Annotated in this window: 12 protein-coding genes and 1 tRNA gene; 2 read left to right on the top strand and 11 right to left on the bottom strand. The window is 59.8% G+C overall.

Going from position 1 to position 11795, the window contains the following annotated elements; genetic code table 11:
• Nucleotides 1-30: 30 nt before the first annotated feature.
• From FF124_RS20555 to proS, 7 genes are all read right to left on the bottom strand, one after another.
• Nucleotides 31-180 (bottom strand): transcription termination/antitermination protein NusG, encoded by a 150-nt coding sequence (locus FF124_RS20555; RefSeq protein WP_187326899.1) that lies wholly within the window; start codon nt 178-180, stop codon nt 31-33.
• Nucleotides 181-263: 83 nt separating this feature from the next.
• Nucleotides 264-872: a hypothetical protein gene (locus FF124_RS10970; protein WP_138748517.1), complete on the bottom strand. Its 609-nt coding sequence runs from the start codon at nt 870-872 to the stop codon at nt 264-266.
• A gap of 238 nt (nt 873-1110) precedes the next feature.
• Nucleotides 1111-1195 (bottom strand) — tRNA-Leu (locus FF124_RS10965).
• 267 nt (nt 1196-1462) lie between these two features.
• The gene (locus FF124_RS10960; protein ID WP_138748516.1) at nt 1463-1738 is read right to left on the bottom strand and encodes a hypothetical protein; all 276 of its coding nucleotides are present in this window, start codon (nt 1736-1738) and stop codon (nt 1463-1465) included.
• 510 nt (nt 1739-2248) lie between these two features.
• Nucleotides 2249-2947, bottom strand: coding sequence for an ABC transporter ATP-binding protein (locus FF124_RS10955; protein WP_138748515.1), 699 nt, complete (start codon nt 2945-2947; stop codon nt 2249-2251).
• Nucleotides 2948-2956: 9 nt separating this feature from the next.
• Nucleotides 2957-4252 (bottom strand): lipoprotein-releasing ABC transporter permease subunit, encoded by a 1296-nt coding sequence (locus FF124_RS10950; RefSeq protein ID WP_138748514.1) that lies wholly within the window; start codon nt 4250-4252, stop codon nt 2957-2959.
• Between the two features lie 116 nt (nt 4253-4368).
• The gene (proS, locus tag FF124_RS10945; RefSeq protein WP_138748513.1) at nt 4369-5697 is read right to left on the bottom strand and encodes a proline--tRNA ligase; all 1329 of its coding nucleotides are present in this window, start codon (nt 5695-5697) and stop codon (nt 4369-4371) included.
• 603 nt (nt 5698-6300) lie between these two features.
• On the opposite strand from proS, the gene FF124_RS10940 reads away from it, so the two are divergent.
• Nucleotides 6301-6888, top strand: a complete 588-nt coding sequence (locus tag FF124_RS10940) for an outer membrane beta-barrel protein (protein ID WP_138748512.1) — start codon at nt 6301-6303, stop codon at nt 6886-6888.
• Nucleotide 6889: 1 nt separating this feature from the next.
• Here FF124_RS10940 and FF124_RS10935 read toward each other — a convergent pair whose 3' ends face one another.
• On the bottom strand, nt 6890-7156 hold the full coding sequence (locus tag FF124_RS10935; RefSeq protein ID WP_138748511.1) for a DUF1467 family protein: 267 nt from the start codon (nt 7154-7156) through the stop codon (nt 6890-6892).
• 57 nt (nt 7157-7213) lie between these two features.
• On the opposite strand from FF124_RS10935, the gene FF124_RS10930 reads away from it, so the two are divergent.
• On the top strand, nt 7214-7576 hold the full coding sequence (locus tag FF124_RS10930; protein WP_138748510.1) for a hypothetical protein: 363 nt from the start codon (nt 7214-7216) through the stop codon (nt 7574-7576).
• 53 nt (nt 7577-7629) lie between these two features.
• On the opposite strand, the gene FF124_RS10925 is transcribed toward FF124_RS10930, so the two are convergent.
• The 3 genes from FF124_RS10925 to FF124_RS10915 all read right to left on the bottom strand — a co-directional run bounded on the left by FF124_RS10925 (nt 7630) and on the right by FF124_RS10915 (nt 11608).
• Nucleotides 7630-8775 (bottom strand): iron-containing alcohol dehydrogenase, encoded by a 1146-nt coding sequence (locus tag FF124_RS10925; RefSeq protein WP_138748509.1) that lies wholly within the window; start codon nt 8773-8775, stop codon nt 7630-7632.
• Nucleotides 8772-10157, bottom strand: coding sequence for an aldehyde dehydrogenase family protein (locus FF124_RS10920; protein WP_138748508.1), 1386 nt, complete (start codon nt 10155-10157; stop codon nt 8772-8774). The genes FF124_RS10925 and FF124_RS10920 overlap by 4 nt, the downstream gene beginning before the upstream one ends.
• Before the next feature lie 77 nt (nt 10158-10234).
• Nucleotides 10235-11608 carry a glutamine synthetase family protein gene (locus FF124_RS10915; protein ID WP_138748565.1) on the bottom strand — a complete coding sequence of 458 codons (1374 nt, stop codon included), beginning with the start codon at nt 11606-11608 and terminating at the stop codon, nt 10235-10237.
• Nucleotides 11609-11795: the final 187 nt, after the last annotated feature.

The following is an 11795-nucleotide window of genomic DNA, read 5'->3' as shown; positions in this document are numbered from 1 at the left end:
GGATCATCTTCGACCGTGAGGCGTATTGGCTCACACCTTTCCGATCACGGCAAGCGGCACGACCATTGGCGTCAGCCGGCCGAACAGATCAACCTCGACCACGACATCACCCTTGCCCTTGCTTTTGGGGGTGACCACCGTGCCGACCTGCCCCTCGAAGATCCCGTCACCGATGATCACCCGGTGTAGCGTGACGCTACAGCAAAACCGCTGTTGTTTGTCAGATGAGGCCTTCAAAGTTCCACCTTCAGGGTAAGCGCAGTTCAGACGCAGTCAACCTCCTCAAAAAGCGTGAAGACAGAAGCATCCGAGGCTGATGCGTCATAAGGTCCCTTATGGGCGTCTTTATCGGGCAGAGGCCGGGGCATTGTGAAACCCGCGAAAGTTGGATGACCACACAAGACGCATAGGCGCTTATAGTGCTCAGCGCGTTTTTTCGTCGTGAAACCATCACGCTTGTCCAAGGCATCGCGCGTTTTTATTGGGCTAAAGACTGCCAGCCGCTTTCCCTCTGATATCGTCTTCCACTGTTGGATCAGTTTTGGGTCTGTTTGCAGATAATCCAGCAACCAACCACTCTCTAGTACGTAGCGGATCTGCAAGCCCGACGACTGATAGTAACCGCTGAGTAGTAGTTTGAAAGCAGAAGCCATGGAGTTGAAAATGCTGGCACCGATAAGTGCCACAATCACCTGATCCTCGTTCATGTTCGGCGTGTTTGTTCGGACGTGCTGCAGCATATCCATGCAGGTCTCGATCATAGAGACATGAAGCGACATTTCCGCGCTTGCTTCGATGATCGCGATAGACTTGGCACGCAACTCTTCCCCGCCGCTGTGCAAAAGTACGAGATTTTCAGGGATCGCTGACAAGACGCTCAGCCTCGTGTTCATTGGGTGAAATGAACAGATAGCCGAATTTAAACGTCAGTCCTATCCCAGGACTGACATCAAGGCCGCCCAATCGGATCATTTGATCTTGTGGGCCTCGCCATCTGATTTTGCGTGCTATTCGGATTGCGTAAAAACCGGTTGCTGCAAAACCAGCTGTCAAAATTGCAAAACCGCGCGTCACGCTACAGCGTCAAGCTACACTCGAACAGCCACTTTGTGGTGCGCGTGGAGGGACTCGAACCCCCACACCTTGCGGCGGCAGGACCTAAACCTGCTGCGTCTACCAATTCCGCCACACGCGCCAAGACCGGATCCGGTCGCCGGTCCGCCCCTCTTAGGCGAGCGCGGCGGCAGATGCAAGCGCATTGAAGCGCCCCGGCGACGAGGCAGGCACATGGCTGAAACCACTTCGAACGCCGGCGCCGATCCCAGGCGACGAGCAATGCCGAAGAGCCGTATATCAGCCCTCGCCACCCTAACACAACCATTGATGGAATCAGCAAGCGGACCAAATGCAGTCCGGCCGCGACGCCAGTCGCGACCGGTCTTGAGGCGGGAGGACAGGGCGGTCAGTGCTGCGCCTCGTCTCCCGAACCGCTCTCGTAACGGTCCTTGACATCCTCGATGATCATCATCAAGGCCTCCCGCTTCGACTGACATGCCTTTTCACGGCCGAAACGCTCAATGAATTCAGCGTGTTCCGTTGTGATGACGGTCGACAGACTGGTCAGTCCCCGGTCCTTGAAGCTGCGTCTGAAATTCCGCATATAGCGGTTCCAGGCCGTCCTCTCCTCTTCGGATCGTTCCGCCTTCCGGTTGTCCTTATCCATCCCGCTTTGCGTCATACCAAAACCTCTCCTGTTTTGAAGTTTCACCAACCAGTGCGAGCACTCGATACATTTACAATTATAACTCCAGTATCCATTAAGTAAACACGAAATCAATGATATTCTTACATGTATAATATCTCGACAAATTGCGATATATATTCATTACCTGTAAATATATAATAATAATATTTGACAAATGTTATTCAAATATCGACATTAATATTATTTACATGTTTGTCGGCATGCGTCGTGATATAACATAGACTTTACTTCAGCTCGAATAGATGCGTTCAAAGCGTTATACCTGATGAATCAATGAACACCCTGGGTTGCATTCGACAATATAGGATAATTTTCCTATTTAGCAACCCGAAAAGTCGGAAAAGCTTCTGATCGCCATAACGACGCCATGGACGCCGAGCGGCCTTCGCGGTCACCGCGCGCGCCCTGTTCGCGGGGCCGGACGACGACAAGCGGGGGATGGAGAGGCAAAGACGAAGGTCGCCTTCCTGCCGGCGATGACGATCAGGCGTCGGGAGTGTCCCGGTCGACGACCAGTCCGTCCTTCAGGGTCACGCGGCGGTCCATCCGCTCGGCAATTTCGAGATTGTGGGTCGCAATCAGGGCCGACAATCCGGACTGACGAACAAGCGCCTCGAGCGCCTCGAACACATAGCCGGCCGTGCCGGGATCGAGGTTGCCCGTAGGCTCGTCGGCAAGCAGAAGGCTCGGCGCGTTGGCAACGGCACGGCCGATCGCGACCCGCTGCTGCTCGCCGCCGGAAAGTTCGGCCGGGCGATGCTCGGCGCGATGGCCGATCTTGAGATAGTCGAGCATCTGGTCGGCGCGCTCGGCCGCCTCGCGCGGGGAAAGACCGGCGATCAGCTGCGGCAGCATGATGTTTTCGCGCGCGGTGAATTCCGGCAGGAGGTGATGAAACTGATAGACGAAGCCGACATCATTGCGCCGCAAGGCCGTGCGCCCGTCGTCATCAAGCGCGGAAGCCTCGCGACCGTTGAGGAACACCTCGCCGGCAGTCGGCTTTTCCAGAAGACCGGCGATCTGCAGCAGGGTCGACTTGCCCGTGCCCGACGGCGCCACAAGCGCCACCATCTCCCCCGGCATCAGCTTCAGCGATGCACCCTGCAGGATCTGCAGCACGCCATCGCCCTGCCCGTATTCATGCACGATCGATTTCAGTTCCAAAGACGGATTGGCCAAAATGTTCTCCCGCTATTCGTAGCGCAGCGCCTGGACCGGATCGAGACGGGAGGCGCGCCAGGCCGGAAAGATCGTCGCGATGAAGGACAGCGTCAGCGACATGATCACCACCGTCAGCGTCTCGCCAAGGCTCATCTCGGCCGGCAGCGTGCTCAGGAAGTAAAGCTGCGGATCAAAAAGAACCGTGCCGGTCACCCAGGAGAAGAACTGGCGGATCGATTCGATGTTGAGACAGACGATGACGCCGAGAAACACGCCGGCAAGCGTGCCGACAATGCCGATGGCGGCCCCGGTCATGAAGAATATACGCATGATCGCGCCCGAGGTTGCCCCCATCGTGCGCAGGATCGCGATATCCGGGCCCTTGTCCTTCACCAGCATGATCAGACCGGAAATGATGTTGAGCGCGGCGACGATCACGATCAGCGTCAGGATCATGAACATGACATTGCGCTCGACCTCGAGAGCGGAGAAGAAGGTCTGGTTGGTCTGTCGCCAGTCGGTGATCACGATGTCCTCGCCAGCGGCTTGGCGCAGCTTCGGGATCACCTGATCGACATCATCGGGATGATCGACGAACACCTCGATGCTCTGCACATGACCGCCGGCATTGAAATAGGCCTGCGCCTCTGCAAGCGGCATGAAGATGATCGAGGCGTCATATTCCGACATGCCGATCTCGAAAATGCCGGAGATCGTGTAGGCCTTGACCCGCGGATTGACGCCGAAAGGGGTCACGTCGCCTTCCGGCGAGATCAGCGTGATCTTGTCGCCGGCAAAGAGCCCGAGCGAGGCGGCCATGCGCGAGCCGATCAGAACCCCCTCGCCGGCCGTATAGCCGACCATGTCGCCCTCGACGATATTGTCGGAGACGGTGCTGAGCGCCAGCATGTCATCGGGCCTGATGCCGCGCACCAGGGCGCCGCTGCCTGCCCCGCGCACGCCGGAGACGAGCGCCTGGCCCTCCACAAGCGGAAAGGCGAGCCGCACTCCGTCGACGCCCGCAAGCCGCTCGGTCAGCGCGGCGTAATCGGAAAAAGGCTCGCCCGCCGGCAGAACAACGATATGGCCGTTGATGCCGAGAATGCGGCTGACGAGCTCGCTGCGAAACCCGTTCATCACCGCCATGACGATGATCAGCGTGGCAACGCCGAGCATGATGCCGAGGAAGGAGAAGCCGGCAATCACCGAAATGAAGGCTTCCTTGCGGCGCGAGCGCAGATAGCGCCACGCGACCATGCGTTCGAAAACGGAAAACGGCTTCGCTTTCGCGGGGATGTCGTCAATTGCCTGGTCGGCCGAGGCCATCTGGTCTCTCTCCCTAGAGCGCGGTGCGTCCATTCGGACGCACAAAGGACGCTCTAACCTATTGAGTCTACGGATCGTGCTTTGCGAAAATCGATTCCGGTTTTCGGGCCGATGCGCTAGCGCCCGGCGGTCAGCCTGGCAATCGCGGCATCCACCGACATCGTCTCGCGTTCGCCGGTCCAGCGGTTCTTCACCTCGACCTCGCCGGCCGCCACGCCGCGCGGGCCGACGATGATCTGGTTCGGCACGCCGATCAGGTCGGCGGTCGCGAATTTCGCCCCCGCGCGCTCATCCGTGTCGTCATAGAGGACATCAAGCCCGGCATTGGTAAGCGTCTCGTAGAGCCGCTCGCACGCCGCGCCGCAGGCATCGTCCGACACCTTCATGTTGATGATCACCGCGTCGAAGGGCGCGACCGAATCCGGCCAGATGATCCCGTTTTCATCATGAGAGGCTTCGATAATGGCGGGAACAAGGCGGGTCGGGCCAATGCCGTAGGACCCCATGTGGACGGGGTGCTCCTTGCCGTCGGGACCCTGGACCATGGCGTTCATCGGCTCGGAATATTTGGTGCCGAAATAGAAGATGTGACCAACCTCGATGCCGCGGGCGGAAAGCCGCTCGCCTTCCGGCAACGCGCCGAAAGCGTCCGCGTCATGCATCTCGTCGGTGGCGGCATAAAGCGAGGTCCACTGGTCGAAAATGCCCTGCAGCGTTTCGACATTGTCGAAGTCGAGATCTTCGGCCGGAATGTCGAACTTGACGAAATCCTTGTGGCAGAAGACTTCCGATTCACCGGTATCGGCCAGAATGATGAATTCATGGCTGAGATTGCCGCCGATGGGACCGGTATCGGCGCGCATGGGAATGGCGCGCAGACCGAGCCGGTCGAAGGTTCTGAGATAGGCGGCAAACATCTTGCGGTAGGAATGCTCAGCGCCCTCCCGCGTCAGATCGAAGGAATAGGCATCCTTCATCATGAACTCGCGCGAGCGCATGGTGCCGAAACGCGGACGGATCTCGTCGCGGAACTTCCACTGGATGTGGTAGAGATTGAGCGGCAGATGCTTGTAGGATTTGACCGAGGAGCGGAAGATCTCGGTGATCATCTCCTCATTGGTCGGGCCGAACAGCATGGCGCGGTCCTGACGGTCGGTAATCCGCAGCATCTCCTTGCCATAGGCCTCGTAGCGCCCGCTCTCGATCCACAGATCGGCCGACTGCATGGTCGGCATCAAAAGCTCGACGGCGCCGGAACGGTCCTGTTCCTCGCGGATGATGCGGTTGACCTTGTCGAGGACCCGCTTGCCGAGCGGAAGCCAAGAATAAATCCCCTGCCCGTGCTGGCGGATCATGCCGGCACGCAGCATGAAGCGGTGCGAGACGATTTCCGCCTCCTTGGGGTTTTCCTTCAGGATCGGCAGGAAATAACGGGAAAGACGCATCTGAGGCTGCTTTCTTGTCGCCATCCCGGCTTGCCGGGAATCGATTGCATATTGATTTTATTCTCGGCCCTTTTAGCGGCTTCTTCCTGAGAATTAAAGCCGCGAAACATCTTGCGAACATCTGACCAGAGGGAGGCGACCTACGCACCCTGACGAATGTCAAGCGCTTGAAACGTTGCAGAACACAATATAGTCATTGTCAAACTGAAAAACCTGCCGGACTGTCGCAAAAATGCAAAATAAGGGATGACAAAGCCCAATCATTGGGCTAGGTTAAGCCCATAAAACAGGCAGGGAGCTTAAATTCTTGCCTTTTCTTCGCGGTCAAGTCTTGGGAGGATCGATCCTGGCGCGCTTGTTCGCTGCCCCGGCAACGGAACGGATCACGCGATACTTGAAAAACAAGGCCTGAGGCCTTGTTTTTTTTTGCTCTTTGGAAACGTCATCGATCCCCTCGCCTTTAATACTTTGTTTGCCACACAATGAAGCTCGATGCCCGCGCGCATTGACCCCTTTCACCGATTGCCGGAAAACGGCCTTGGGATTTCGCGTGAAAGGATATGACCGGCCGTGACCTGCAACCGCTTTACTTCGATGACCGCCATGGCGGTTTTAGCGGGCCTCGCCGCCCTTCCGGCATCGGCCAAAGCCGCCGATCTTTCCGACGCCTTCTACCTCGACCTTTCCGGCGGTCCTGCGGCCCTTATGCTGCATATGAACGACGACGCGCTCGACGACATCATCGCCGATACCTATTGGGGCATTGACGGCCGGCTTGGCCTCTGCAGCAAGGGGCCGGTCAACTTTTGCGCAGGCATGACCGGCTACGTCTCGCTCGGCGGCACGACGCAGGAGATCGAGACGCGAACCGGCGGCGGCAAGACGGATACGCAGCTTACTTCGCTCGGGGCCTATGTGGCGGCAAAGGGAAATCTCGGCCTCGTCACGCTTTCGCCCTATGCCGGCTACCGGCAGATCTATGGCGATGTCAGGATTGAAAACAACACCCGCTTCTCGCCGACCGACATCGACAGCGGCGCCTTCTACGGCGGACTTGAGACCAGCATCAAGTTCTTCCCCACCGACCTCGAGCTCGGCGCGCGCTTCGAATACGGGCAATCGACCGGCGATAGCGGCGCCAAGGACTTTGATTACGGTCTCGGCAGCGCATTCCTGCGCATGCGGTTTTAGATCAAGGCGTCCAGAAAAGGGCCGAAAGGTCTTCAAGTCCGTAACCGGCAACGATCACGACCACATACCAAGCGGCGAAGACGACAGCCGCCACCAGCGAGGTCCAGAAGATCACCCGCCAGGGGCGAAAGCGGTGCGGCGCGCTCGCCGTGGTGCCGGGCACGACCTCCCCCTCCTCCTCCTGGGTGCGCAGGCCGAAGGGCAGGACCGCAAACAGCGTGATCCACCAGATGACGAAATAGACCGCGAATGCGGAAAACAGCGACAAGGTTTCCTCCGTCCTGACATTGCGCCTTGACGACACCTAGACCGTTTCGAAGGTCGGATGCAACTCTTCCGCCGGAACACCCCTCGCTTCCGCGTTTTGGACGGCAGAGCGCGGGGTTTGCCCGCACAATCCGTTCATGAACCGAAAAGAGCAGGAAAAAGCGATCGTGAAAGCGTTCAGGGGCATTGGTGCGACCGCGCGGATATCTTCTTCCGCGCGATCCGGCTCGCCTGCGAGGAACACTGCCCCTTTTGCGACGCCCGCGCGGCGAAGGCCACCGAAAGCCTCCGCCTGCCGGCAGACACCAAGAGCCTGGCGTCCCTCGCAGACGGCAGAAAGGCACTGCCTCGCCCTCTGACAGCACTGGTGCGGACCAAGCTCGACAAGGCGCAGGACGATATTCTGGAGGCGGCCGGATAACGGAAAAGGGCGCCGCAACAGCGACGCCCTTCGCAGGAGGAGACCAAAGCCTCTCAGAAGCAATCGACCAGAAGCGCCCTGGTGTTTTCCAGCGTCATCTCGACCGGGTTGCCGCCCGTGCTCGGGTCATCGAGCGCCATCACGGCGAGTTCGTCAATCCGGTCAGGGGCTATCCCCATTTCGCTCAGGTTTTTCGGCACGCCGAGCTCGGCCCGGAACTCCAGCACGAAGTTGTAGAACCCGTCATAGCCGCCCGAAATGCCGAGATAATCGGCCGCAAGCTTCAGCTTGTCGACGATCTTCTCGCGGTTGAAGCGCAGCACCGGCGGCATGACCACGGCGTTCGTCATCCCGTGATGGGTGTTATAGACGGCGCCCAGCGGATGCGAGATCGCATGGATTGCGCCGAGGCCCTTCTGGAAGGCAACCGCGCCCATGGCGGCCGCGCTCATCATCTCGGCGCGCGCCTCCAGGTCTTCCGGATCGTTGTAGACGCGCGGCAGGTTGTCCTTGACGAGGCGCATGCCTTCGAGCGCGATGCCGTGCGACATCGGGTGGTAATGCGGCGAGCAATAGGCCTCCAGGCAGTGGGCAAAGGCATCAAGCCCCGTGCCGGCGGTGATGATCTTCGGCATGCCGACGGTCAGTTCCGGATCGCAGATCACCACGCCCGGCAAAAGCTTCGGGTGAAAAATGATCTTCTTTACATGGGTTTCGGAATTGGTCAGAACCCCTGCCCGGCCGACCTCGGAGCCCGTTCCGGCCGTCGTCGGCACCGCGACGATCGGCGCGATTGCATAGGCATCCGCCCTCGTCCACCAGTCGCCGATATCCTCGAAATCCCAGACCGGCAGGGTCTGGCCCGCCATCATCGCCACCAGCTTGCCGAGATCGAGACCGGAGCCGCCGCCAAAGGCAATCACGCCGTCATGGCCGCCCTGCTTGAAGGCGGCGATACCGGCGGCAAGGTTCTGCTCGTTCGGGTTCGGATCGACATCCGAAAACAGCGCCGAATCGAGCCCGCCCTCGGAGAGGATCTTCAGCGCATTTTTCGTGATCGGCAGGCTTGCAAGCCCCTTGTCGGTCACCAGCAGCGGATTGGTCATGCCGAGGCTCTTGCAGGCATCGGCAAGTTCGGCGATGCGTCCCGCACCGAACTTGATCGTGGTCGGATAACTCCAGTTGGCTGTGAAGCTCATTGTGTGACTTTCTTCAGATGATACGACTTCGGCCGGGTCAGGTTGTGGTAGCCGATAATAGAGAGAGAGCCGCCGCGGCCGGTATTCTTGCAGCCGGTCCAGCAAAGGCCGGGATCCAGATAGTCAGCGCGGTTCATGAAAACGGTGCCGGTTTCGATCCGGGCGCCAAGGGCCGCCGCGCGATCGGGGTCGGCGGTCCAGAGCGATGCCGTCAGGCCGTACTGGCTGTCATTCATCAGGGAGAGCGCTTCCTCATCCGAGGAGACCTTCATGATGCCAACGACCGGGCCGAAACTCTCCTCGCGCATCACATCCATGGAATGGTCGACATTGACGAGAACCTGCGGCGCGAGATAGGCCCCGCCATCATCCTCCGGGAACAGCTTCGGATCGACCAGCGGCCTGGCGCCCGCGGCAATCGCCTGTTCGATCTGCTTGCGCACCACGGCGGCAAAGCGCTTGTTGGCCATCGGCCCGAGCGTCGTGGCCTCATCGAGCGGGTTGCCGAGCTTGTAGGCGGAAGCAAAGGCCGCCGCCTTTTCGACAAAGGCATCGTAAAGGCTTGCCGTCACATAGATGCGCTCGATGCCGCAGCAGCACTGGCCGGCATTGAACATGGCCGCGTCCATCAGCGTCGCGACCGCCGCATCAAGGTCGGCATCCTCCATCACATAGCCCGGGTCCTTGCCGCCAAGCTCCAGCCCGAGCGGGGTGAAGGTGCCGGCCGCCGCGCGCTCGATCTGCCGCCCGCCTTCAACCGAGCCGGTGAAATTGATGAAATCGAAGCTCTTTGAAGCGATCAGCTCGGAACTTGTCGCATGATCGAGAAAGATGTTCTGGAACAGGTCTTCCGGAATGCCCGCCGAGACGAAGGCCTTGACGATGCGCTCGCCGACCAGAAGCGTCTGGCTCGCATGCTTGATGATTACCGCATTGCCGGCAATGAGCGCCGGTACGATAGTATTGATCGCCGTCAGATAGGGGTAGTTCCACGGCGCGATGACAAAGACGACGCCGTGCGGCTCGCGGGCGATATAACGGCGGAAACTGCCGCTGTCCTCAAGCGCGATCGGCGCCAGACCTTCGGCCGCAACGCTTGCCATATAGTCGGCGCGCTCGTTGACGCCACCGAACTCGCCGCCGTAACGCACCGGCCGGCCCATCATCCAGGCAAGCTCCCGCACCACCTCGTCGCTCATGGCATTGAGCGCCTTGATGCCCGCCTGCACCAGCGATACCCGCTCTTCCAGCGGTCGCTTCGCCCAATCCTTCTGAGCCGCGCGCGCCCTGGCGACAGCCTCAGTTGCGGCTGCGGCGGAAACCGCCTCCCGCTCGGCGTAAACCGATCCGTCGACCGGCGAAATACATTGGATCATCGTCATGATCACCATCCTGTCATTTGCAATTGTCGCTCAAGAAATTTCGCTGCGGTCCCGCACAGGGCCGGCAGCATTCTCCTTCAAGCCCTCTCAAACCCGCGCGCAATCTCCCAGTCGGTGACGCGGCGGTCGTATTCCTCCTGTTCCCATTCGGCGGCGCGGCGGTAATGGTTGATGACGCTGTCGCCGAAGGCTGACCGCAGGAAATCGGAGCTGTCCATGGCGGCGGCGGCGGCGCGCAGGGTTTTCGGGATTTCGCGGATATCGCTGCCGGCGCCATAGGCATCGCCCACATAGGGCGCTTCCAGCGTCATCTGTTTTTCGATGCCGTCGAGACCGGCAGCCAGCTGCGCGGCGAACGCCAGATAGGGATTGAGATCCGCCCCGCCGATGCGGCATTCGATGCGGATGCCCTTGGTCTTTTCGCCGCAAAGACGAAAACCGGCCGTACGGTTGTCGCGCGACCAGATCGCCTTGGTCGGCGCGAATGTGCCGGCCATGAAACGCTTGTAGGAATTGATGTAGGGCGCCAGAAAATAGGTGATCTCGGCGGAATGGGCGAGCAGGCCCGCCACATAGTGCTCCATCAGCTTCGACATGCCATAGGGCCCGTCGGGATCGAAGAACAGCGGTTTCGTCCCGTCGGCGCTCCAGAGCGACTGATGCACATGGGAGGAATTGCCGGCGGCATCATAATTCCACTTGGCCATGAAGGTGACGGCCTTGCCCTTCTGCCAGGCGATCTCCTTGCAGGCATTCTTGATGATGGCGTGGCGATCGGCCATGGCCAGCGCGTCGGCGTAGCGCACATTGAGCTCTTCCTGGCCCGCATCCGCCTCGCCCTTGGAATTTTCGATCGGGATGCCCGCGCCCTGCAAGCCGTTGCGGATCGCCCGCATCACATCCTCTTCCTTGGTGGTCTGGAAGATGTGGTAATCCTCATTATAGGCGCTGGAGCGCTTCAGCCCGCGATAGCCCGCCTCCTCGGCGCTTTCGAAGGACTGGTTGAAGAGGAAGAATTCAAGCTCCGTCGCCATCATCGCGCGAAAGCCATGCGCCTCGAGACGGCCGATCTGCTTTTTCAGCAGCGCACGCGGCGAATGGGCGACTTCGCTGTGGGTCGCATGGTCCTCGACATCGCAGAGCACCAGCGCCGTGCCCTCCAGCCAGGGAATGCGCCGCAGCGTGCCAAGGTCCGGCTTCATCGTATAGTCGCCATAGCCCGCCGCCCAGCTGGTCGATTCATAGCCGGAGACTGTGTTCATCTCCATATCTGTCGCCTGGACATAGTTGCAGCAATGGGTTTCCCTGAAGCCGCTCTCGACGAAATATTCGGCGTGGAAGCGCTTGCCCATCAGCCGGCCCTGCATATCCACCTGGCAGGCCAGAACCGTGTCGATCCGGCCCTCCGCCACGTCCTGTTTCAGTTCGTCGAATGTGTATTCCGCGCTCATCAGGCTCTTCCTGTGGTTCATGCAATCGTCCAGATTGCTGGAACACTCCGGACGATCGGTGTCAATGGTGTGGCGGCGTGAGTGGGACAGGTGCGTTGTTCGCGCCTTCCGCCCCTTGTTCCGCGTCACCCTCGGGCTTGACCCGAGGGTCCAGGCAGCGTCTTCCGTGTCGCCTGGATGCTCGGGT

This window comes from Martelella lutilitoris (assembly GCF_005924265.1).
In the GTDB taxonomy this organism is placed as follows: Bacteria; Pseudomonadota; Alphaproteobacteria; order Rhizobiales; family Rhizobiaceae; genus Martelella; species Martelella lutilitoris.
Note: the sequence above shows the minus strand (reverse complement) of the source record. Positions and strands in the feature narration are given on the sequence as shown.

Bases quoted from the DNA above. Each gene is read 5' to 3' on its own strand.
- FF124_RS10960 (WP_138748516.1), bottom strand. From the start codon at position 1,738: ATGACGCAAAGCGGGATGGATAAGGACAACCGGAAGGCGGAACGATCC.
- FF124_RS10950 (WP_138748514.1), bottom strand. From the start codon at position 4,252: ATGGCCTCGGCCGACCAGGCAATTGACGACATCCCCGCGAAAGCGAAG.
- proS (WP_138748513.1), bottom strand. From the start codon at position 5,697: ATGCGTCTTTCCCGTTATTTCCTGCCGATCCTGAAGGAAAACCCCAAG.
- FF124_RS10940 (WP_138748512.1), top strand. From the start codon at position 6,301: ATGGCGGTTTTAGCGGGCCTCGCCGCCCTTCCGGCATCGGCCAAAGCC.
- FF124_RS10930 (WP_138748510.1), top strand. From the start codon at position 7,214: ATGCAACTCTTCCGCCGGAACACCCCTCGCTTCCGCGTTTTGGACGGC.
- FF124_RS10925 (WP_138748509.1), bottom strand. From the start codon at position 8,775: ATGAGCTTCACAGCCAACTGGAGTTATCCGACCACGATCAAGTTCGGT.
- FF124_RS10920 (WP_138748508.1), bottom strand. From the start codon at position 10,157: ATGACGATGATCCAATGTATTTCGCCGGTCGACGGATCGGTTTACGCC.
- FF124_RS10915 (WP_138748565.1), bottom strand. From the start codon at position 11,608: ATGAGCGCGGAATACACATTCGACGAACTGAAACAGGACGTGGCGGAG.